A 20,968-nucleotide genomic window follows, 5' to 3' on the forward strand; every position below is an offset into this window, starting at 1 on the left:
AGGCCCCGCCGCCTTTTTTCTACGCTCTTCACAGCCGCGTCGTGCGCGCCCCCTACCCTCGCGTCATGATCCGTCTCATCCTGACCGCGCCCTCCTCCTCAGCGGAACCCCGGCCATGTCTGCGCCTCTTTCCCCCGTCGTCGCCAAGGTCATCGCCCACCGCGGGGCGTCCGGCGAACGGCCCGAGCATACGGCATCGGCCTATCAACTGGCGGTGGAACAGGGCGCGGACTTCATCGAGCCTGACCTGGTCATGACCCGTGACGGTCATTTCGTGGTCCGCCATGAGAACGAGATCGGCGGCACGACCGACGTGGCGGATCGGCTCGAATTCGCGGACCGCAGGACGACCAAGGCCATCGACGGCGTCGAGGTCGTCGGCTGGTTCACCGAAGACTTCACCCTGGCCGAACTGAAGACCCTGCGCGCCCGCGAGCGCCTGCCTTTGCTGCGGCCTGGCAACACCGACTGGGACAACCGGGAGCCCATCCTGACCTTCGACGAGGTCGTCGCCCTCGCCCGCGAGGAAAGCGTCCGCTCCGGCCGCATCATCGGAGTTGCGCCGGAGTTGAAGCACCCCTCCTATTTCGCCGGTATCGGCCTGCCGATGGAGGACGCCTTCGTCGCCGCGCTGGAGCGTCACGGCCTGACCGGCGCCGACGCCCCCATCCTGATCCAGTGTTTCGAGATCGGGCCGCTGCAACGACTAAGGGGCCGCATCGACGCGCCCCTGCTGCAACTGATGAGCGTCTCGGGCGGCCCCGCCGACCGTCCCGACCTGACCTACGCCGCGATGAGCACGCCTGAGGGCCTTGGCGCCATCGCCGCCTACGCCGACGCCATCGGGGTCGAGACCGGGCTGATCCTGCCGCGCGACGACATGGCCCGCAGCCTGCCCCCTACCGCGCTGGTCGAGGACGCTCACGCGGCGGGGCTGAAGGTCGTGGTCTGGACCTTCCGCGCCGAAAACGTCTTCCTGCCAATGGAGCGCCGCCGGGGCGACGCCCCCGCCGACCATGGCGACCTCGACGACTATCTGAAGGCCTTCTACGCCCTCGGCATCGACGCCGTGTTCAGCGACTTTCCAGGCGCGGCGGTCGCGGCGCGCTAGACCTCACGCCTCCTGGAACTGCAGCTTGGCCAGACGCGCATAGAGTCCGCCGCGCGCCGTCAGCTCGGCGTGCGTGCCCTCCTCGACCACCTTGCCGCCGTCCATGACGACGATGCGGTCAGCCCGCAGCACGGTGGCCAGACGGTGGGCGATGACCAGAGTGGTGCGCGCCTCCATGGCCTGATCCAGAGCCGCCTGCACCAGACGCTCGTTCTCGGCGTCAAGCGCGCTGGTAGCCTCGTCCAGCAGCAGGATCGGGGCTTCGCGGACCAGGGCCCGCGCGATGGCCAGACGCTGGCGTTGACCGCCCGACAGGCTCTTGCCGCGTTCGCCCAGAGGCGTGTCGAAGCCTTGCGGCAGGGCTTCGATGAAGCCAAGCGCCTGAGCTTCGTCGGCGACCATGCGCGCCTCGGCCAGGCTTGCCGCCTCGCGGCCGAAGCGGATGTTCTCCAGCGCCGAGCCCGAAAACAGGGGCGCCTCCTGCGACACCCAGGCGAAACGATCGCGCACCTCGACCGGATCGGCCGAACGCACGTCCACCCCGTCCACCGAGACCAGACCCGACTGCGGATCATAGAAGCGCAGCAGCAGGCGGAAGACCGTCGACTTGCCCGCGCCCGACGGCCCGACAAGAGCCACGGTTTCGCCCGGACGCACGGTCAGGCTGAAACCCTTCAGCGCCGGCAGATCGGGACGGCCCGGATAGGCGAAGTCCACCGCCGACATCGACACCTCGCCCAACGGCGGCTGCGGCAGGGCCACGGGGTTGGCGGGCGGCGCGATAGCCGGCACGGCGCGCATCAGCTCGTCGATCCTCTCCATAGCCCCGGCGGCCTTCTGCACATCGCCCCAGCTTTCGCCCAGCGCGCCGACGGCCCCGGCGGCGAAGACCGACAGCAGAACGAACTGCAGCAGGGCGCCCGGCGACATGGTCCCGGCGATCACGTCCTGCGCCCCCAGCCACAGCACCAGGGTGACGCCGCCGAACATGACGGTGATGATCATGGCCGTCATCACCGCCCGCGCCCGCATGCGGGTCAGAGAGACGCCGAAGGCCTCCTCCACCGCCGCGCCGAAACGGCCGATGGCGCTCTTTTCGCGGCCAAAGGCCTGGACCGTCTCGATGGCGTCCACGCTCTCGCCGGCGAAACCGACAGCATTGGCGAAGGTGTCCTGCGACCTGACCGTCAGCTTGCGCACCTGACGGCCGAAGATGAACAGCGGCACGATCAGCACCGGCACGATCAGCAGGACGAAGCCGGTCAGCTTGGGGCTGACGAAGAAGAGCAGGATGACCCCGCCGATCAGGGTGAAGAAGTTTCGCAGGGCATAGCTGACCGAGGTGGTCAGCAGGGTGTCCACCAGCTGGATGTCCGTCGTCAGGCGCGACAGCACCTCGCCCGTTCGCATATGGGCGAAGAAGACCGGGTCCAGCGTCAGGATGCGCTTGAACAGCGCCGTGCGCAGGTCGGCGATGACCCGCTCGCCCGTCTTGGTCACGTAGAAATAGCGGAAGGCCGTCGCCAGCCCCAGAATCAGGGCGTTGCCGCCCAGAATCAGGAACCAGGTGTTGATGTCCCGGCCGCCGTTCTCGAAACCGTTGTCGATGGCTCCACGCGCCGTCGCCGTCAGCGCCAGCGAGGCCACGGTCGAACCGATCAGCCACAGGCCTGCGATCGCCGCGTCCAGCCGATGCCGCATCATGAAGGGCAGCAACTGGGCCAGGGGCCTGATGTTACGGGTCTTGGCGCGCTTGCCGCCCGCCTCTTCCATCTGCTCGGCCAGCAGGGCCCCGGCGCCGGGGCGCCCCCGGGCTGCGGCGTCTTGCGGGACGGAAGGCGAGGAAACTTGGGTCATGCCCGCGCTCTTGCCCCGGAACGCCCCCCGGTGTAAACGCCGCCGCTCATTCCCGCCGTTTAGCCTCGGCGGGTTTCTCTATTTACGCGCACTGACGGTCGGCATCGTCGAAGCGCAGAGACGGATCAGATCTATGAAAGCGGACACGCACCCCGACTACCACTTCATCACGGTTGTGAAGCCGGATGGCAGCACCTTCCAGACCCGTTCGACCTACGGCAAGGAAGGCGCCTCGCTGGCCCTCGACATCGATCCGTCGACCCACCCCGCCTGGACCGGCGGCAACGCCCAAATGCTGGACCGCGGCGGCCGCGTGTCGCGCTTCAACAACAAGTTCGGCGGCTTCATCAAGAAGTAAGCCCTACAGGCTGCGACATAGTCGCCACAGAAGCGCCGGTCCGATGGGCCGGCGCTTTTTGTTTGCCCGGAACGTCGATAACATGAGGGCGTTCGATCCTTCGGGGCGCAGGCGACGGGTCTGGCGCCGGACCGGACTTGAAGAGCTTTAGAATGAACCGACGGGAATTGGGCTTTGGCGTCGCAACGACGACCCTGACCCTTGGCGCGGCCTCGTCCGCACTGGCGCAGACCCGACCGGTCGATCCCCAGGTCTTTATCGCCGGCTTCGACGCCCAGGCGGGCCGCCTGCCCGAGGCCGTTCAGGCCGACGTCCGCGCCGTCTACCAGCTGACCGGCGGCAAGCCGATCTGGACCGCCGACCGCCTGCGCGTGCTTCAGGAGGTCGCCGCCGGTGCAGAGCGCCACGCCTTGCCCGCCGGGGATTTCTTCGACTTCGTCGGCCTGGCCGCCGATCCCGGCTCGGCCGAGATCCGCACCACCGCCGCCGCCGTGACCTACGCCCGCGTCCTGGCCGAGGGCCGCGTCCGTCCCGAAACGGTCGAGGATCTCTGGGAGATGCAGAAGAACAGCGTGGACATCCCGCGCGGCCTGACCCAGGCGGTCAGCGCCAACCAGCTGAGCCAGTGGTTCGACAACCTGGCCCCCACCGACATCGGCTACACCAACCTGTCGGCCGGCTACGCCCGCTATCGCCGCATCACGCGTGCCGGCGGCTGGCCCGCCTTCCGTCAGGGCGGCACCATCGAGCCGGGGACCAGCGACAACCGCATCCCGGCCCTGGTCGCGCGCCTGGTGGCCGAAGGCGACCTGAGCGCCTCGGCAGGCGAGCGCCTGAAGGGCAATCTGGCCTATGGCTCGGAACTGCAACAGGCGGTTCGCAGCTTCCAGACCCGCCACGGCCTGGGTTCGGACGGCCGCATCGGCCCCGGCACCCAGCGCTCGCTCGGCGCCACGGCCGAGGACCGCGCCCGCCAGATCGCCCTGAATCTGGAGCGCCGTCGCTGGCTGAAGCGCGACCTGAATCCCGAACGGATCGAGGTCAACACCGCCGCCGCCATCATGGTCTACTGGAAGGACGGCAAGCCGGTTCACTCCAACCGCGTCGTGGTAGGCTCTGTCGAGAACCAGACCCCCAGCCTGGAAAAACCCTTCGCCTCGGTCGTGGCCAACCCGCCGTGGACCGTGCCCATGGGCATCGCCCGCCGCGAAATCCTGCCCAAGGGTCCCGGCTACCTGGCCGCCCATGACATGTACGTCAACGCCGACGGCTGGGTGGTGCAGCGCGCCGGACCCCAGTCGTCCCTGGGCTACGTGAAGTTCGAGCTGCGCGACAGCTACGCCATCTTCCTGCACGACACCCCGTCCAAGGGCGCCTTCAACCTGTCGGTGCGCCAGCGCAGCCACGGCTGCGTCCGGGTCCAGAACGCGGTCGAGTTCGCCCGCCTGCTGCTGCAGCCCGATCCGGCCAAGCTGGCCCAGTTCGATACGGCCCAGGACAACCGCCAGACCACGCGTGTCACCACGGGCCGCGAGATCGCCGTGCGCCTGCTCTACTGGACGGCCTTCGTCGATGGTCAGGGCCGGGTCGCCTTCCGCGAGGACGTCTATCAGCGCGACGCCAAGCTGGCTCAAGCCCTGGGCATCGCCGTCAACCTGCCCCGCGTCATCGCCGACGGCCCCAGCGACGCCAACGACGTCGGACCGTAGGCGGGCGCGATGCTGGCCATGATTCTCGCCGCCGCATTGGTCACGCAGGAGCCTGTGCAGGCCCCTGCGCCGATGTGGCGTTCAAGGCCGGTTCCTGAATTTCCAGCCAAGGCGCTCATGGACGGCGTCGAGGCGGCCGATGTCCGGCTGGATTGCCTTCTGACGGCTGACGGCCGTTTTTCGGATTGCCAGATCGTTGCGGACACCAGGCCGGACTATGCTTTCGCCCAGGAAGCCCTGAGGGCCGCCCAAAAGGCGAGCGCCGCGCCGCGCGAAGAGAACGGCATCGCCGTGCCGGGTCGCGTCCGCTTTGAGATTCGCTTTCGCCTGGGCTGAAACTCAGCTCCCGAAGGCCGCCTGCAGTCGATCCAGCTGGCTCTGCACCGGATTGACGGGCTGATCTTCCGGTCCGTCCAGATACATGCGGCGGTCCAGGTGCAAAACCCGATCATAGAGCTTCTCGGCCCGGACAGCATATTCGATCAGGGCGATGGGCAGTTCACGATGGCTGGGCTCGCTCTCGACCTTTCGGTCACCCAGGCGATAGCGCGGCTCACAGGCGGCGTCGGCGCTCATGTCGTCCTCGCGCACGGCGCGCTGGACCAGCAGCCAGGACGCGATCTGCATCAGCCGCGTCGTCAGCTTCATGCTTTCGCCCGCATAGGCCAGGGCCGCCGCGCGCGACAGCAGACGCGAATCCTGACGCCCATCGCCGTCCAGATAGGCCGCAGTCTCCTCGACCAGTTCCATGCCTTCCCTGAAGGTGCGGTCGAACAACTCGGAACGTGCGAAATCCAGCACTTCCGCGCTGCGCGAACGCAATCCGACCATGTCAGCGTCGATGGCGGTCAACTCGGTTCTACCCATGAATGGTCACGCGCGTCCGTCAAACTCGCGGATCAGAACGACTCCGCACGGACCGGAACTGCAATCGTCATGCCACGGATTACGAAAAGACGGGAGGGGCTGTTCAGCGGAAATTGAACAGGGCGTCGGCCGCGCTGCGCTTGGACGACTTGCCGTCAATGGCGGCTTTGGATCGCGCGATCTCGGCTTCCAGGACAGCGATCCGCTCGTGCAGGTCGTCCACGGCGTAGAGATCCAGATCCTCGCGTCCCAGCGCCTTCAGCGCCTCTCCGGCCTGGGGCCGGGGCTCAAGATCCTCGAACGACATCATCGCCTCCGTGGTCAGCGACCGCACGAACGCCTATGAAAACGCCCCAATGACAGAGATTGCAAGCGGTGGAGGCTTCATGCGGGTCATCGAAATCATGGGCGGCCACGGTCCCGCCGAAGCGCTGACGCCAGCCGAGCGTCCTGAACCGACGCCGGGACCGGGCCAGGTCCGCATTCACGTCCAGGCCGCCGGCGTCAATCGTCCCGATATTGTTCAACGCGAGGGCCGCTATCCGCCTCCGCCCGACGCATCGGACTTGCTCGGCCTGGAAATCGCGGGCGAGATCGACGCCATAGGCGACGGCGTGACCCGGTGGGCGGTCGGCGATCGGGTCTGCGCCCTGCTGGGCGGCGGCGGCTATGCGGAATACGCCGTGGTGGACGCCCGGCACGCCCTGCCCATCCCCGAAAATCTTGATTTCATACAGGCAGCCGCCCTGCCCGAGACCGCCTTCACCGTCTTCGCCAACGTTTTCGAGGGCGGGGGTCTGAAGGCGGGCGAGACCCTGCTGATCCACGGCGCCACCAGCGGCATCGGCGTCATGGCCATCCAGATGGCCAAGGCGGCGGGCGCCCGCGTCATCGCCACCTCGCGCGGCGCCGCCAAGGCTGAGGCCGCTCGCGCCCTGGGCGCCGACATCAGCCTGGACGCCACAACCGGCGACCTGCTGGAGGCCGTCAAGGCCGAAGGCGGCGCCGATGTGGTGCTGGACATGGTGGGTGCGGCCTATGCCGAGCTGAACCTGAATGCACTGAAACCCGGCGGGCGCTGGGTGGTCATCGCCACCCTGACCGGCGCCCTGGCCCAGATCGACCTGATGCGGGTCATGCTGAAGCGCGTGATCCTGACCGGCTCGACCCTGCGTAGCCGCCCCGCCGATGAAAAGGCGCGCCTGGCCGCCGCCGTCGAGCAGACCGTCTGGCCCTGGGTCGCATCGGGCCAGGTTCGAGCCAAGGTCGAGGCGATCTTCCCGCTGGAACAGGCCGCCGCCGCCCATCAGCGGCTGGAAGCCGGCGAGCACATCGGCAACATCGTCCTGACACTCTAAGATCGCGCAAAGAAAAACGGGAGGCCGCAGCCTCCCGTTTCATCGACCTACCAGTTGCCGCCGCGACGTGCGGGGCGCAACGAAGACACCCGATCATTGAGACCGATCTGCCTGAAATCACGCAGATCGCCGTCGATCACCTGACAGTTGCCTCGGAAGTTGGCGTGCTCGCACACTTCCCAGCTGCCACGTCCCAGGCGAACCGAGCTGATAGCGTCGTTCATACCGCTGTTTCGCAGATCGCGAACTTCCTGCCTGAAGGTCATCGACTGCCCCCGGTAGTCGGAGTCGCGATAGACGGTGATCCCGCCCTGGCCCCAGCCGCCGCCACCGCCATTACCACCGCCCCAACCGCCGCCGTTTCCTCCACCCCAGCCACCGCCGGGACGACCGCTGTCCTCATAGTCGCCGCGGTGATTGCCGCAGACCAGAAGACCATTGTCGTTGCCGATTTCGCTGCTGGAGCAGCGCGCCAGCTCGATGGAGGTTTCACGCACCTGCCCGCGTCGATCCCGGCAATCTGCGTACAGTCGACCCTGGTTCACATAGGAGCCCGAACAGCTCTGGGCGTAGCTGCCGCGCGGCGCGCCGCGCATCTGGGCCTGAGCCTCGGCGGACGTGACGTAAACGGTGGACAGGCCGCCAGTCGCGGCGACCACACTCGCGGCTGCAATCAAGAACCTTCTCATGGGACGGTCTCCTCCGCTGATCCCACGGCGCACAACGCGCCCTAAGCCACACAGTTCAACATTGACGATGAACCTTGGCTGTACGGCAAGGTCAGACGACGTTTTCATTTGGCGGGAAATCGCCTATACAGATGTTCTCGCGCCCGGCCGAAAGGTCGGGCGCCGCCGATTCAAACGCCCGTTTTCGGGCCGCAAACGCCGGGACGCACGCCCCATGACCGACATCCTGATGCCCAAGGCCACCGCGGTCTGGCTGGTGGACAACACCTCGCTTTCCTTCGAGCAGATCGCCGCCTTCTGTGGCCTTCACCCGCTGGAAGTGCGCGGCATCGCCGACGGCGACGTGGCCCGCGACATCCGCGGCGTGGACCCGGTCACCGGCGGCCAGCTGACGCGCGAAGAACTGGAAAAGGCGCAAGCCAATCCCGACTACCGCATGAAGGCCGTGGTCAGCCGCCACGCCGAACTGCTGAAGCCGTCCAAGACTGGCCCGAAATACACGCCGGTGTCGCGTCGTCAGGACCGCCCGGACGCCATCGCCTGGTTCGTGCGCAACCACCCGGAAGTGACCGACGCCCAGATCGCCAAGCTGCTGGGCACGACCAAGTCCACCATCGAGACCGTGCGCAACCGCACCCACTGGAACTCGGCCAATATCAAGCCGGTCGACCCGGTGACCCTCGGTCTGGTCGGCCAGCTGCAGCTGGACGAAATCGTCAAGAAGGCCGCCGACAAGAAGGCCAAGGACGACGCCAAGAACGGCGGCGGCGTGCTGCAAGCCATTGAAGCCGAGCCCGAAGAGCCCGAGTTCGTCCCCGAAGAGCGCGTGCGCCCCGGCGCCGAGCCGACCGCGGAATCGGTCTTCGGCCGCAACGACGACTGATCGTTCCGACCTGAACATGGAAACGGCCCCGAAGAGCAATCTTCGGGGCCGTTTTGTTTTCGGGGGCGGGCCTAGTGAGCCCTGGCCTCCAGACTAGTGATTTCTTCCTTCAGCCTGAGCTTTCTCTGCTTGAGTTCCCTGAGGTGTGTCGGGTCCGCGGTGGGCCGGCGGGTCTCCTGCTGGATGGTCTCATCCAGCGTCCTGTGCCGATTTCCCAGTTCGCGAATACGAGCCTCGATCGTCATGGCTTGCGCCTCCATGTCTTAGGGACCACTACACTGAGCGCCCGGAACGACGGCCTGTGGAATCACATTGCGGTGACCCCGAGTCGCTCCGAACACGGAGACTGTGGAAGTCAAAATGGCCGAAGATGTGAACTCGACCATACGGAACCCGAAGCCCCCGCGGTTGGTCGTTGGAATCTCTGGCGCTTCCGGCGTCATACATGGCGCGCGGGTGCTGGACGCCCTGCGCGAACTCGGCGTCGAGAGCCATCTGGTGGTGACAAAAGCCGCCCTGCTCACTTTGTCGCAGGAGACGGATCTGAGCCCCGACGATCTGATGTCGAAGGCGTCCGTCACCTACAAACTGGCCGATGTCGGCGCGGCCATCGCCTCGGGCTCGTTCCGCACCATGGGCATGATCGTCGCGCCCTGCTCGGTGCGGACCATGAGCGAGATCGCCACCGGCGTGACCTCGACCCTGCTGACCCGCGCCGCCGACGTGGTGCTGAAAGAGCGCCGCCCCCTGGTCTTGATGGTGCGCGAGACCCCGCTGCACCTGGGCCACCTGCGCACCATGACCGCCCTGGCCGAAATGGGCGCGACCATCGCCCCGCCCCTGCCCGCCTTCTACGCCAGACCCGCCAGTGTCGCCGAAATGGTGGATCAGTCGGTCGGTCGGGCCCTGGACCTGTTCGGCCTCGACTGGTCGGCGGTGCGCCGCTGGGAAGGCCTCAATACATGAGCGATCTCTGGACCTGGGCCGTCGCCGCCTATGAGGCGCCGGGCGTGGCCGAAGCCTGCCTGAGTCTGCAGGACCACAACGAGCAGAACGCGCCCCTGCTCCTGTGGGCCGCCTGGGTCGCCGTCACCGGTCGCCGCCCGGACGAGGAGACTATCGAAGCCGCCTGCGACGCCGCCCGCGCCTACGACACCGTCGTCGTCGCCCCCCTGCGCGCCGTGCGGCGCACACTGAAGGCGCCCATACCCGACGTCGATAATGACCACCGCGAAGCCTTGCGCCAGCAGGTCAAGGCGTTGGAGCTGGACGCCGAGCGCCGCCTGATGCTGGAGCTGCAAGATCTGGCCCCGCCCCCGTCAGGCGCCGCCCGCCGCGCCATCGACGGCCTGGCCGAGACCGCGAAGCTGTGGGCCCGCGTGGTGCCGCGTCCGGCGCTGACGACGCTGGCGGATCGCCTTCCCGCCTGACGGTCGGTGGGCTATAAGAGGGGGCTTTCGGGGCGAGCCATGAACGACGACCAACCTTTCCTGTCCGATGAGGACAAGCAGCTTCGCGATACGCTGAAAGCGCTCCTGCAGGAGCACGCCGACCTCGACGCCTCGATCGAGGCCCTGGGCCACATGCCCATCCCCGATCAGCTGCGCATCGCCCGCCTGAAGCGCAAGAAACTGGCCCTGCGCGACGAGATCGTGAAGGTCGAGGACCGCATCCTGCCTGACATCATCGCCTGATCTGATCGGGCCAACGGAACAGAAATGATGAAAGCCCCCTCAGCTTCGCCCCGTATTTCCGTTCAGTTGACGATACTGGCCCTATCCATCGCCGCGCTGGCCATGGCCACGAGCTTGAACCTGCTCATTGACGCCGGAGCACTGGTCCATGACATCACGTGCCCGACGCATGGATGGGTCAGCTAAGGCCAACCTGGCGTCAACGCGCCTTCTTCCTCAGCCACATGGCGGCGTCGGCTTCGGACAGCCAGACCTCGGGGTCAGTCTGCCCGGCATAGGCGCGGACGCCGAACGATCCGCCCAAGGCCACGGTCGCGCCCTCCCAGACGAAGCCCTCGGTTTCCAGAGCCTCCGACAGGCGCCTGGCCTTTTCGCGCCCCTCGTCCGCCCCCGCATTCATCAGCAGAAGCGCGAATTCGTCGCCGCCCAGGCGCCCGACCGCATCGGACTCGCGCACATTGGCCAGCAGCAGGTCCGCGACGGCCATCAGGGCGGCGTCGCCCGCAGCGTGCCCCAGGCCGTCATTGACACCCTTGAACCCGTCCATGTCCAGATAGAGCAGCGCCGCCTCGACCTCATGACGGCGGCAATAGGCCATGCTGCGGCTCAGTACGCTCATGAAGCCGCGCCGGTTCAGCGCGGGCGTCAGGACGTCGTGGTCCGCCAGGGCCTCGGCCGTCTCGGCGCGCGCGGTCAGAACCGCGACCTGGGCGCGCAGCCGTTCGATCTCGGCGTGCAGATCGATCTCTGCAGTCGGTTCGGCCACGTCGGTCAAGTCAGGCTCCGGGATCGCGAATCGCAGGCGACTCAGGCCCTCGCGACGCCGATGATTCTAACGACCTTGGTTGCGGGCGCAACGCGCGTGCTGTAACGGGCCGCTTTCCGTGTGGGGAGCCTTCGCATGACCGCCTCGACGCCACCCGTCGCCATCATCATGGGCAGCCGATCCGACTGGCCGACGATGAAGCTGGCCGCTGAACGCCTGGATCAGCTGGGCGTCGCCTGGGAAGCCAAGGTCGTCAGCGCCCACCGCACGCCCCAGCGCCTCTATGACTTCGCCACCAATGCAAAGGCGGCAGGCCACAAGGTCATCATCGCCGGCGCCGGTGGCGCGGCCCACCTGCCCGGCATGGCCGCCTCGATGACCGACCTGCCCGTCCTGGGCGTGCCGGTCCAGTCCAAGGCCCTGAAGGGCATGGACAGCCTGCTCTCCATCGTCCAGATGCCCGGCGGCGTGCCGGTCGCCACCCTGGCCATCGGCGAGGCGGGCGCCGCCAACGCCGGCATCCTGGCGGCGCAGATCCTGGCCCTGTCGGACCCCGCCCTTGCCGAGCGTCTGAGCGCCTTCCGCGCCGCCCAGACCGCTTCCGTCGCCGAAACCGTCGAGGACTGACTTGCCCCAACTGCCCCTGAGCCCCGGATCGACCCTCGGCATTCTCGGCGGGGGCCAGTTGGGCCGGATGCTGAGCCAGGCCGCCTCGCGCCTCGGCTTCGACGTGGTGATCCTCGACCCGCAGCCCGACTGCCCGGCCGCCCGCGTCTCGCGCGCCCAGATCACCGCCCCTTACAACGATCCCGACGCACTTCAGGCCCTGGGTCGCCTGTGCGACGTCGTCACCTTCGAGTTCGAGAACGTGCCCGCCTCGTCGGTCGAGACCCTGGCTGAGGCCGGCGCCCTGGTCGCGCCGGGACCGACCGCCCTGGCCGTGGCTCAGGACCGGGTGGACGAGAAGACCTATCTGAACGCCGTCGGGGCCGTGACCGCCGATTTCGCCGCCGTCGCGACCTTGGATGACCTCACCAAGGCCATCGACAAGCTTGGCCTGCCCGCCGTGCTGAAGACCCGCCGCGAGGGTTACGACGGCAAGGGCCAGGTCTGGATCCGCGACGCCGCCGACGCCGAGGCCGCCTTCGACGCCATCGGCCGCCGCCCCGCCGTTCTGGAAGCGGCCGCCGTGTTCAACCGCGAACTGTCGGTGATCGCCGCCCGAGGCCACGATGGCGTCGTCGCCGTCTATCCCCTGGGCGAGAACATCCACGCCAATGGCGTCCTGAAGACCAATCTGGCCCCGGCCGCCGTCGATGCGAAAACCCAGGCTCGCGCCGTGGAAATCGCCGCGGCGGTGCTCGACGGCCTCGACTATGTCGGGGTCATGGGCATCGAGCTGTTCGACATGGGAGACGGCGTTCTGCTGGTGAACGAAGTCGCCCCGCGCGTCCACAACACCGGCCACTGGACCCAGGACGGCTGCGTCTGCGACCAGTTCGAACAGCACGTCCGCGCCATTGTCGGCTGGCCGCTGGGCCCGACCGAGGCCCACGCCCGCATCGAGATGACCAATCTGCTGGGTGACGAGATCGACCAGTGGCGCGCCCTGGCCGCCGAGCCGAACGCCCGCCTGCACCTCTACGGCAAGCACGAGGCCCGCGCCGGACGGAAAATGGCGCACGTGAACCGGGTACTGGGCGCCGCCTGACACAGGCCCTCCGTCATTCCGGGGCCCACCGCCAGGTCGGAACCCCGAACCCAGACGTGTTGTTCAAAAAGCCCTCGCTTCCTGCCTGCCCTCGCCGTCTAGATTCCGGGTTCGCTCTACGAGCGCCCGGAATGACGGAGGTAGGTCACGTCGTTGGCGCTTCCTTCGCCCCATACCTCAACCGCCCCAGGGCGTCCGTGACGGCCTTGATCGGCGCGTCGAAGTCCTTGCCCGCCTTCCACTTCTCGAAGGCCATGACGTTCTCGATGCGGCGGGCGACGAAGGCCTCGGCGGCCTCTCGGCCTTCGAACCAGCGCATGGTCAGGGCGGGGATCAGGATGCCGCCCAGGATGGCACGCTTGGAATAGTGGTTCTGGTCTGTCGCCGTGTCGCCCGCCCATCGCCACAGGTGGTCGGCGCTCTCCCACGCCAGCTTGAAGCCCAGATCCACATTGGTCGGCAGGGTCAGGAAACCGGCGCAGCGCTTCGCCGCCTCGATGTCCTGAGCCCCCGCCTCCATCCGGGCCGAGACGGCGGCGGCGATTCGCTCGCGAATCTTCATCGTGGCGGCAGGCGCGGCTTCCAGCGCCTGAAGCGCCCGCGAATCGTGACGGCGCGACAGCAGGACCGCCAGGTCGCGCGCCCCGTTCGGCAGCAGAAGTTCCTCGTCCCCCAGCGACAGCCCGTTCGCCTCGCAGGCGGCGCGCGCCAGTCGGCTGTTCCAGCCCAGCCCGGGTGCGCGTTCTATGGCGGCGTCCAGCACGGCCTGCTCCATGCGGGAGGCCCAATCCTCCTGGGCGGCGGTCTTGGGAGCGGCGTCGGCGGTCTGGGTCATATCCCCAGAATAGTCCGCTCCTGCTGGCATTTCGAGCCATCACGATTGGCTGTGACGATCTGGACAGGCCCCGTCGCGTCGTGTATCAGCGCGCCTTCATCCGAAAGCCCTGTCTTTCGGGAGAGGTTTTTATTTTGTCTGCCCGTCTCCCTTCGAAAGGACGCGGCGGGCGGCCAAAGGAGAGATAACCCTGGTTCAGATTTTCGTCCGCGACAACAACGTCGATCAGGCGCTCAAGGCCCTGAAGAAGAAGATGCAACGCGAAGGCAGCTTCCGTGAAATGAAGCGCCACGTGCACTTCGAAAAGCCGTCGGAAAAGCGCGCCCGTCAAAAGGCCGAAGCCGTCCGTCGCGCCCGCAAGCTGGCTCGCAAGCGCGCCCAGCGCGAAGGCCTGCTGCCGGCTCCGAAGCCGCGCTCGCCGCGCTGACCGGCTTCAGCCTCGGCTGACAAGATCTAGGCCCGCCCGGGAAACCGGAGCGGGCCTTTTCTTTGGCTGATCATCAGGCGGCTGACCTAGAAAACGCCAACCGCCGCGTCAGCCCAGATGACCAGAACGCCAAGCAGTAGAACCGCCCCGATAGCCATCCGCCACATCACGCTCCGCGTCACTCTGGCGGCCAGTTCGAACAGAAGTCCCGCCCCGACCAGAAGAAGACCCGCAAAGGCGAAATCAGCACCGTCCCAGGCCACTTCTCGGGTGAACTGCATCGCAACCAGCGGCGTCAGCAGAAGCACGACGATCAGCCCCCAGAGGCCGACCCGCCAGAAACGGCCCACGCGACCGATTTCCATCCTCGTCAGACTGGTCATCATTCCGCTCCACGCATGAAAGACCGCCCCAGTATGACTGAGGTTGGGCGGTCCGCACGTGAAGAAATCGTCGATTTCCGGCGGCTATGCGCCACCGGGCGTCGCCTTTAGGCCCGCGCGGCCCGGCTCGCATCGACGCCGAGGGCCGTCAGAGCCGTCGCGGCGATGTGGTCAGCGTCGAGGCCGGCCTGGGCGTACATGATCTCGGGCTTGTCCTGATCCTGGAAGACGTCGGGCAGGGTCAGGGTGCGGATCTTGAGGCCGCCGTCCAGCGCGCCCTTCTCGGCCAGCAGTTGCAGGACGAAGGCGCCGAAGCCGCCCATGGCGCCCTCTTCCACCGTGATCAGGCATTCGTGCTCGCGCGCCAGACGCAGGATCAGATCGGCGTCCAGCGGCTTGGCGAAGCGAGCGTCGGCGACGGTGGCCGAGACGCCGCGCGCGGCCAGCATATCGGCGGCTTTCAGCGATTCCTGCAAGCGAGTGCCCAGCGACAGGATGGCGACGGATGTGCCTTCGCGGACGATGCGGCCCTTGCCGATCTCCAGCGGGGCGGCCAGTTCGGGGATTTCCACGCCGACGCCGTCGCCGCGCGGATAGCGGAAGGCGCTGGGGCGGTCGTCGATGGCCAGCGAGGTCGAAATCATGGCGGCCAGTTCCGCCTCGTCTGCGGCCGCCATCAGCACCATGCCGGGCAGCGCTCCCATGAAGCCGATGTCGAAGCTGCCAGCGTGGGTGGCGCCGTCGGCGCCGACCAGACCCGCGCGGTCCATGGCGAAGCGCACCGGCAGGGATTGAATGGCCACGTCGTGGACGACCTGGTCATAGCCGCGCTGAAGGAAGGTCGAATAGATGGCGCAGACCGGCTTGATCCCGTCCGCGGCCAGACCGGCGGCGAAGGTCACGGCGTGCTGCTCGGCGATGCCAACGTCGAAGGTGCGGTCCGGGAAGGCTTGACCGAACAGGTCCAGCCCGGTGCCCGAGGGCATGGCGGCGGTGATGGCCACCACCGTGGGATCGATCTGGGCGTGCTTGATCAGCTCGGTCCCAAAGACCTTGGTGTAGCTGGGGGCGTTGGAGACCGACTTGCTCTGCTTGCCCGAGACCACGTCGAACTTGACCACGCCGTGATACTTGTCGGCGCTGTTCTCGGCAGGAGCATAGCCCTTGCCCTTCTGGGTCACGACGTGGACCAGCACCGGACGGTCGGTGATGGCGGCGGCGTTCTTCAGGATGGGAACCAGGTTCTCCATGTCGTGACCGTCGATCGGCCCGATGTAGTAGAAGCCCAGCTCCTCGAAGAAGGTGCCGCCCACGATCATGCCGCGCGCGTATTCCTCGGCCTTGCGCGCCGCGTCGCGGAAGGGTCGCGGCATGTGGTCGACGAACTTCTTTCCGACCTTGCGGATGTTCTGATAGGCGCCGCCCGAGACCTGTTTGGCCAGATAGGCGCTCATGCCGCCGACCGGCGGGGCGATCGACATGTCGTTGTCGTTCAGCACCACCATCAGCTGGCCATTGGTGGCCTCGGCGGCGTTGTTCATCGCCTCATAGGCCATACCCGCCGACATGGAGCCGTCGCCAATCACGGCCACGACGCGGTTCTTCTCGCCCTTGGCGTCGCGGGCGGCGGCGAAACCGAGCGCCGCCGAAATCGAGGTCGAGGCGTGGGCCGCGCCGAAGGGGTCGTATTCGCTCTCCGAGCGCTTGGTGAAGCCCGACAGGCCGCCGCCCTGACGCAGGGTGCGGATGCGGTCGCGACGCCCGGTCAGGATCTTGTGCGGATAGCACTGATGGCCGACGTCCCAGATCAGGATGTCCTTCGGCGTCTCGAACACATGATGCAGGGCCACGGTCAGCTCGACCACGCCCAGCGCCGAACCCAGGTGCCCGCCGGTGACGGAGACCGCATCGATGGTCTCGGCCCGCACCTCGTCCGCCAGCTGCTTCAGCTGGGGAACGTCCAAGCCCCTCGTGTCAGCGGGAAACTTGACGGTGTCGAGAAGCGGGGTGTGGGGCATGGGTGTCGGAGGCCTTTGACGCAGGACGTCATATTCTAACCCGCGGGAGGCGGGCGCGTTTCCTATCAGGACCGGCGTTTAAGCACAAAGTCCACGCTGGCCTTGAGGATTTCGGCCTCATGACCGAACAGGTCAAGGTGCGAGCGGGCCTGATCGGCCAGATGCGCGACCCTCTGTCGCGCCGCCTCGACGCCCAGCAGGGTGACGAAATTGGTCTTGCCGAGCGCGGCGTCCTTGCCGCCGGCGGCCTTACCCATCTCTTCGGCCGAGCCTTCCGCATCCAGAACATCATCGATGATCTGATAGGCCAGACCCACGTCGTGGGCGAAGCTGGTCAGGGCGTGCCAAGCGGCGTCGTCGGCGCGCGAGATGATCAGCGGGATCTCGAAGGCGTAGGCGAACAGGGCGCCGGTCTTCAGGCGCTGCATCCTGGCCACCCCGCCCAGATCGTCGCGGACGCCCAGCAGGTCGATCATCTGTCCGCCCGCCATGCCGCGCGCGCCGGACGCAAAGGACAGACGCCGCGCCAGCTCGCAGCGCACGGCCGCGTCGTCGTGGGTGTCCTCGTCCAGAATGATGTCGAAGGCGGCGGTCTGCAGCGCGTCGCCGGCCAGAATGGCGGTCGCCTCGTCATAGGCGATGTGCAGGGTCGGACGGCCGCGCCGCACGTCGTCGTCGTCCATCGCCGGCAGGTCGTCATGCACCAGTGAATAGGCGTGGACGCATTCCAGGGCGCAGGCGGCGCGCAGGACGGCGCACTCCTCGACCTCCAGCATCCGGCCCGCCTCGATGGCGAAGAAGGGGCGCAGGCGCTTGCCGGGGCCGAGCGCGGCGTAACGCATGGCCTCGGTCAGGCGCGATTCCGGGCCGTCCGCGCGCGGCAGAAGCTCATCAAGCGCGACGGTGACCAGATCGGCGATCTCGGCCACGCGGTCGATGACGGCCTGTTCCGGGGAGTTGGCGGCGAGCATGGTCAAAACAGTCTCCCGCCCAGCGGCAGGTCGCGGTCGACGCCGACCAGGACGACGTGGCCGTCGGCATCGGGGAAACCCAGGGTCAGGACCTCGGACTTCACCGGCCCTATCTGGCGCGGCGGGAAGTTGACCACCGCAGCGACCTTGCGATCCTGCAGGTCGTCGAGGGTGTAGTGATGCGTAATCTGGGCCGAGGACTTCTTGACGCCGACGACCGGGCCGAAGTCGATGGTCAGCTTGTAGGCGGGCTTGCGCGCCTCGGGGAAGGGTTCGGCCTTGATGATCTGGCCGACGCGGACATCGACCTTCAGAAAGTCGTCGAAGCCGATGGATGGCGCCAGGTCGGTGTCCGACATCAGCCGAACTCGGCGGGTTCGACGCCCTTGGCCTGGCCGTCGGCGCCGACGACGATCTTCTCGACCCGCAGTTGGGCGGCTTTCAGACGGGCCTCGCAGTGGGCCTTCAGGCGCGCGCCTTCTTCGTACAGGGCGATGGACTCTTCCAGCGGAGCCTGGCCGGACTCCAGGCGCGAGACGATGCCCTCCAGACGCGACAGGGCGTCCTCGAAGCTGAGATCGGCGGAAACGGCGGGGGAAGCGGAGGCGTCGGTCATGATGCGGGCAACCTAGAGACGCCCGCGCGACGCATCAACGACGAAAGGGCCGCACCCGCCACCCTTTCAGGTTCAGCGCTTCTCGTAGCGACGCTGGGACCAGTATTTGAAGCCCTGGTTGTGGGCCAGACGCCAGCCGTGGGCCTTCAGCTTCTGACCGACCATATGGTTGAAGTAACCGTGAGCCAGGACCAGGACGTCATGACCTTCCGAGGCGCGGGCGATCAGGACGCGGGCGGCCTGGTCGGCGCGGACCTCGGCCTCGGCGCGGGTTTCCTGGCCCTCGTGGTGGTTGAAGACGTGCCACCAGAAGCGCGAAATCACGCCCCAGTAGCGCGGCGACAGCTTGATCCACGACGGGAAATGCGGCGGCGGCAGAGGCGCCTCGATGAACAGGGCGTCGACCAGGACCTCGCGATCGCGGGCCACGGCGCGGGCCGTTTCCTGGGCGCGCGGACGGGTGGAGGCGTAGATGGCCCCCGCGCCCTCAGCGGCGCTCAGCAAGGCCTGGGGCGGCGTCTGACCGGCGCGCAGCCCGCCGACCTCGTAGCGTCCCCACCAGTCGCGATAATCGTCCGAGGTGATCAGACATTTGCGCGACAGGGCCGGTTCGCCGTGACGGGCCAGGATGATGGCGCCGAAGGCCGGCGCCGCCTGGGCGGCGCGGGGCGCCTCAGAAGACGTCGATGCGGCGGATTCGGTGTGAGTCATGAGAGCGGGAGACGTCATAGCACGGGGAGCGGCCTGTGAAATCAAGGCTTTGGCGTCCCTCAATCCCCCCGATTGCGGTTGACGGGGCAGGCGTTTCGTCCGCCCCTTGGAAGATGGTGGTAGCTCCCGCCGCGCGCCCCTGCAACCACCAAGCGATGACAGGCTCGCGAGCAGCCTCTACGGCCTCGACCGTCGCCTCCCACGGCGCTATGGCCGAAGCCATGACTGAGCCCATGATCCGCCCCGCCCGACCCGACGACGCCGCCGCCCTGGCCGTTCTTGGGCGACAGACCTTTGTGGACACCTTTGTCACCGGTTTCGGCATCCCCTACCCCGCCGACGACCTGGCCGCCTTCCTCGACAGGAGCTTCAGCGTCGAGACCATCCAGACCAAGCTGGCCGAGCCTGGCGCCGCCTGGTGGGTGGCCGACCGCGACGGCGAGATCCTGGGCTTCGCCAACACCGGCCCCAACACCCTGCCCCATCCGGACGCGCGGCCCGGCCACGCCGAACTGCGCCGCCTCTACATCGGCCGCGACGCCCAAGGCCTCGGCCTGGGCACCAAGCTGCTGAAGCTGGCCCTCGAATGGATGGAGGCCAACACCGACGGCCCCCTGTGGGTCGGCGTCTGGAGCGGCAACGAAAAAGCCCAGAAACTCTACGCCGCCTACGGCTTCGAGAAGGCGGGCGAATACGACTATCCGGTCGGCGCCTGGAACGACCACGAGTTCATCTTGCGGCGCGGCTGATCCCGGCCCACTCTGATCCCATGCTCCTGCCCTTCTTCACCGCCCTGCGCGAAGCCCGTGTTCCGGTTTCGCTGAAGGAATGGCTCCATCTGATGGAGGCCATGGACAAGGATGTGGCCGGGCGCGACGTCGAGGCCTTCTATCACCTGTCGCGGGCGGTGCTGGTCAAGGACGAGAAGCACTATGACCGGTTCGATCAGGTGTTCGGCAAGGTGTTCAAGGGGCTGGAGACGGTCGGTGCGGGCGAAGACCTGAGCACCGACATTCCCGAGGACTGGCTGCGGCTGCTGACCGAGAAGTTCCTGACGGACGAGGAGAAGGCCCAGATCGAGGCGCTCGGCGGCTTCGACAAGCTGATGGAGACGCTGAAACAGCGTCTGGAGGAGCAGCAGGGCCGGCACGAGGGCGGCAGCCGCTGGATCGGCACCGGCGGGACCAGCCCCTTTGGTCACGGCGGCTACAACCCCGAGGGCGTGCGCATCGGCGGGCCGGGCAAGCATGGCCGGGCGGTCAAAGTCTGGGAAAAGCGCGAATACAGGAACCTGGACGACACGGTCGAGCTGGGCACCCGCAACATCAAGGTCGCCCTGCGCCGTCTGCGCCGCTTTGCCCGCGAGGGCGCGGCCGAGGAACTGGATCTGGACGGCACCATCGACGGCACGGCGCGTCAGGGCTGGCTGGACATCCATATGCGGCCCGAGCGGCGCAACACCATCAAGGTCCTGCTGTTCCTCGACATCGGCGGCTCGATGGATGGCCATATCCGGCTGTGCGAGGAGCTGTTCTCGGCGGCGAAGACCGAGTTCAAGAACCTGGAGTTCTTCTACTTCCACAACTGCCTCTACGAAGGGGTGTGGAAGGACAATCGGCGTCGTCACACCGAGAAGATTCCGACCTGGGACGTGCTGAACAAATACCCCGGCGACTGGCGCGCCATCTTCGTCGGCGACGCCACCATGCCTCCGTATGAAGTGAGTATGCCCGGCGGCTCGGTCGAGCACTGGAACGAGGAGGCCGGCGCCGTCTGGCTGAAACGCGCCCGCCAGCAGTGGGACAAGTCGGTCTGGCTGAACCCAGTGACCGAGCGCTACTGGAGCTACACCCAGTCGGTCGGCATGATCCGCGAGGTCATGGACCAGCGGATGTTCCCCCTGACGCTGGACGGGCTGGACAAGGCCATGCGGGCGCTGACGCGGTAGAGGGCTATCGCCCCGTTGCAGACTTTGCATTTTGACCTAGCCTGGCGCCATGACCA

General features: G+C 67.4%; 28 protein-coding genes. 14 read left to right on the forward strand and 14 right to left on the reverse strand.

Annotated features, from left to right (window positions below):
• The first annotated feature begins 115 nt into the window (after positions 1-115).
• Positions 116-1,111, forward strand: coding sequence for a glycerophosphodiester phosphodiesterase (locus tag IFE19_RS11500; protein ID WP_207822443.1), 996 nt, complete (start codon positions 116-118; stop codon positions 1,109-1,111).
• A gap of 3 nt (positions 1,112-1,114) precedes the next feature.
• Here IFE19_RS11500 and IFE19_RS11505 read toward each other — a convergent pair whose 3' ends face one another.
• Entirely contained in the window at positions 1,115-2,968 is a 1,854-nt protein-coding gene (locus IFE19_RS11505; protein ID WP_207822445.1) for an ABC transporter transmembrane domain-containing protein, read from the reverse strand.
• Positions 2,969-3,101: 133 nt separating this feature from the next.
• On the opposite strand from IFE19_RS11505, the gene rpmE reads away from it, so the two are divergent.
• The 3 genes from rpmE to IFE19_RS11520 all read left to right on the forward strand — a co-directional run bounded on the left by rpmE (position 3,102) and on the right by IFE19_RS11520 (position 5,371).
• Positions 3,102-3,326, forward strand: a complete 225-nt coding sequence (gene rpmE, locus IFE19_RS11510; RefSeq protein ID WP_105562861.1) for a 50S ribosomal protein L31 — start codon at positions 3,102-3,104, stop codon at positions 3,324-3,326.
• 152 nt (positions 3,327-3,478) lie between these two features.
• Entirely contained in the window at positions 3,479-5,035 is a 1,557-nt protein-coding gene (locus IFE19_RS11515; RefSeq protein WP_207822447.1) for a L,D-transpeptidase family protein, read from the forward strand.
• A gap of 9 nt (positions 5,036-5,044) precedes the next feature.
• A complete protein-coding gene (locus IFE19_RS11520) occupies positions 5,045-5,371 on the forward strand; it encodes an energy transducer TonB (RefSeq protein WP_207822449.1) in 327 nt (108 codons plus the stop codon).
• A 3-nt stretch (positions 5,372-5,374) separates the two neighbouring features.
• Here IFE19_RS11520 and rcdA read toward each other — a convergent pair whose 3' ends face one another.
• Positions 5,375-5,902: a protease adaptor protein RcdA gene (gene rcdA / locus IFE19_RS11525; RefSeq protein ID WP_404822128.1), complete on the reverse strand. Its 528-nt coding sequence runs from the start codon at positions 5,900-5,902 to the stop codon at positions 5,375-5,377.
• A gap of 103 nt (positions 5,903-6,005) precedes the next feature.
• Entirely contained in the window at positions 6,006-6,209 is a 204-nt protein-coding gene (locus IFE19_RS11530) for a DUF1192 domain-containing protein (RefSeq protein ID WP_207822451.1), read from the reverse strand.
• Between the two features lie 79 nt (positions 6,210-6,288).
• On the opposite strand from IFE19_RS11530, the gene IFE19_RS11535 reads away from it, so the two are divergent.
• Entirely contained in the window at positions 6,289-7,260 is a 972-nt protein-coding gene (locus IFE19_RS11535; protein WP_207822453.1) for an NAD(P)H-quinone oxidoreductase, read from the forward strand.
• Positions 7,261-7,307: 47 nt separating this feature from the next.
• Here IFE19_RS11535 and IFE19_RS11540 read toward each other — a convergent pair whose 3' ends face one another.
• Positions 7,308-7,949 carry a beta/gamma crystallin-related protein gene (locus IFE19_RS11540; protein WP_207822455.1) on the reverse strand — a complete coding sequence of 214 codons (642 nt, stop codon included), beginning with the start codon at positions 7,947-7,949 and terminating at the stop codon, positions 7,308-7,310.
• A 214-nt stretch (positions 7,950-8,163) separates the two neighbouring features.
• Here IFE19_RS11540 and IFE19_RS11545 point away from each other — a divergent pair, with 214 nt between their 5' ends.
• Positions 8,164-8,832, forward strand: a complete 669-nt coding sequence (locus IFE19_RS11545) for a DUF1013 domain-containing protein (RefSeq protein ID WP_207822457.1) — start codon at positions 8,164-8,166, stop codon at positions 8,830-8,832.
• A 71-nt stretch (positions 8,833-8,903) separates the two neighbouring features.
• Here the strand turns inward: IFE19_RS11545 and IFE19_RS11550 are convergent, their stop codons facing one another.
• Positions 8,904-9,077: a YdcH family protein gene (locus tag IFE19_RS11550; RefSeq protein ID WP_207822459.1), complete on the reverse strand. Its 174-nt coding sequence runs from the start codon at positions 9,075-9,077 to the stop codon at positions 8,904-8,906.
• A gap of 115 nt (positions 9,078-9,192) precedes the next feature.
• Here IFE19_RS11550 and IFE19_RS11555 point away from each other — a divergent pair, with 115 nt between their 5' ends.
• From IFE19_RS11555 to IFE19_RS11565, 3 genes are read left to right on the forward strand one after another with little or no spacing between them, the layout of a single operon-like run.
• Positions 9,193-9,798: a UbiX family flavin prenyltransferase gene (locus IFE19_RS11555; protein WP_207822461.1), complete on the forward strand. Its 606-nt coding sequence runs from the start codon at positions 9,193-9,195 to the stop codon at positions 9,796-9,798.
• Positions 9,795-10,262, forward strand: coding sequence for a TIGR02444 family protein (locus IFE19_RS11560; RefSeq protein WP_207822463.1), 468 nt, complete (start codon positions 9,795-9,797; stop codon positions 10,260-10,262). The genes IFE19_RS11555 and IFE19_RS11560 overlap by 4 nt, the downstream gene beginning before the upstream one ends.
• 39 nt (positions 10,263-10,301) lie before the next feature.
• On the forward strand, positions 10,302-10,526 hold the full coding sequence (locus IFE19_RS11565; RefSeq protein WP_105562869.1) for a YdcH family protein: 225 nt from the start codon (positions 10,302-10,304) through the stop codon (positions 10,524-10,526).
• Positions 10,527-10,725: 199 nt separating this feature from the next.
• On the opposite strand, the gene IFE19_RS11570 is transcribed toward IFE19_RS11565, so the two are convergent.
• A complete protein-coding gene (locus IFE19_RS11570; protein ID WP_225910497.1) occupies positions 10,726-11,292 on the reverse strand; it encodes a GGDEF domain-containing protein in 567 nt (188 codons plus the stop codon).
• A 135-nt stretch (positions 11,293-11,427) separates the two neighbouring features.
• Here IFE19_RS11570 and purE point away from each other — a divergent pair, with 135 nt between their 5' ends.
• A complete protein-coding gene (gene purE, locus IFE19_RS11575; RefSeq protein WP_207822468.1) occupies positions 11,428-11,919 on the forward strand; it encodes a 5-(carboxyamino)imidazole ribonucleotide mutase in 492 nt (163 codons plus the stop codon).
• A gap of 1 nt (position 11,920) precedes the next feature.
• Complete coding sequence (locus tag IFE19_RS11580) at positions 11,921-13,003, forward strand: 5-(carboxyamino)imidazole ribonucleotide synthase (protein ID WP_207822470.1); 1,083 nt, start codon at positions 11,921-11,923, stop codon at positions 13,001-13,003.
• 145 nt (positions 13,004-13,148) lie between these two features.
• Here IFE19_RS11580 and IFE19_RS11585 read toward each other — a convergent pair whose 3' ends face one another.
• Positions 13,149-13,838 (reverse strand): COQ9 family protein, encoded by a 690-nt coding sequence (locus IFE19_RS11585; RefSeq protein ID WP_207822472.1) that lies wholly within the window; start codon positions 13,836-13,838, stop codon positions 13,149-13,151.
• Between the two features lie 85 nt (positions 13,839-13,923).
• A complete protein-coding gene (locus IFE19_RS11590; protein ID WP_207822474.1) occupies positions 13,924-14,130 on the reverse strand; it encodes a hypothetical protein in 207 nt (68 codons plus the stop codon).
• Here IFE19_RS11590 and rpsU point away from each other — a divergent pair.
• On the forward strand, positions 14,038-14,265 hold the full coding sequence (gene rpsU / locus IFE19_RS11595) for a 30S ribosomal protein S21 (protein ID WP_225910498.1): 228 nt from the start codon (positions 14,038-14,040) through the stop codon (positions 14,263-14,265). The two genes, IFE19_RS11590 and rpsU, sit on opposite strands and share 93 nt — an antisense overlap.
• Positions 14,266-14,351: 86 nt before the next feature.
• Here rpsU and IFE19_RS11600 read toward each other — a convergent pair whose 3' ends face one another.
• The 6 genes from IFE19_RS11600 to IFE19_RS11625 form a co-directional block, all read right to left on the reverse strand.
• Positions 14,352-14,648: a hypothetical protein gene (locus IFE19_RS11600; RefSeq protein ID WP_207822476.1), complete on the reverse strand. Its 297-nt coding sequence runs from the start codon at positions 14,646-14,648 to the stop codon at positions 14,352-14,354.
• Between the two features lie 107 nt (positions 14,649-14,755).
• Entirely contained in the window at positions 14,756-16,666 is a 1,911-nt protein-coding gene (gene dxs / locus IFE19_RS11605) for a 1-deoxy-D-xylulose-5-phosphate synthase (protein ID WP_207822478.1), read from the reverse strand.
• Between the two features lie 65 nt (positions 16,667-16,731).
• Positions 16,732-17,637: a polyprenyl synthetase family protein gene (locus IFE19_RS11610; protein ID WP_207827598.1), complete on the reverse strand. Its 906-nt coding sequence runs from the start codon at positions 17,635-17,637 to the stop codon at positions 16,732-16,734.
• Between the two features lie 2 nt (positions 17,638-17,639).
• Positions 17,640-17,996, reverse strand: coding sequence for a tRNA-binding protein (locus tag IFE19_RS11615; RefSeq protein ID WP_207822480.1), 357 nt, complete (start codon positions 17,994-17,996; stop codon positions 17,640-17,642).
• Positions 17,996-18,253, reverse strand: a complete 258-nt coding sequence (locus tag IFE19_RS11620; RefSeq protein ID WP_105563889.1) for an exodeoxyribonuclease VII small subunit — start codon at positions 18,251-18,253, stop codon at positions 17,996-17,998. The genes IFE19_RS11615 and IFE19_RS11620 overlap by 1 nt, the downstream gene beginning before the upstream one ends.
• Before the next feature lie 72 nt (positions 18,254-18,325).
• Positions 18,326-18,964: a histidine phosphatase family protein gene (locus IFE19_RS11625; protein WP_207822481.1), complete on the reverse strand. Its 639-nt coding sequence runs from the start codon at positions 18,962-18,964 to the stop codon at positions 18,326-18,328.
• A gap of 221 nt (positions 18,965-19,185) precedes the next feature.
• Between IFE19_RS11625 and IFE19_RS11630 the strand changes: the two genes are divergently transcribed.
• Together IFE19_RS11630 and IFE19_RS11635 are read left to right on the forward strand one after the other, a co-directional pair.
• Complete coding sequence (locus tag IFE19_RS11630) at positions 19,186-19,713, forward strand: GNAT family N-acetyltransferase (RefSeq protein WP_207822483.1); 528 nt, start codon at positions 19,186-19,188, stop codon at positions 19,711-19,713.
• 20 nt (positions 19,714-19,733) lie between these two features.
• On the forward strand, positions 19,734-20,912 hold the full coding sequence (locus IFE19_RS11635) for a vWA domain-containing protein (protein WP_207822485.1): 1,179 nt from the start codon (positions 19,734-19,736) through the stop codon (positions 20,910-20,912).
• Positions 20,913-20,968 lie beyond the last annotated feature (56 nt).

Source organism: Brevundimonas pondensis (assembly GCF_017487345.1).
GTDB lineage: Bacteria > Pseudomonadota > Alphaproteobacteria > Caulobacterales > Caulobacteraceae > Brevundimonas > Brevundimonas pondensis.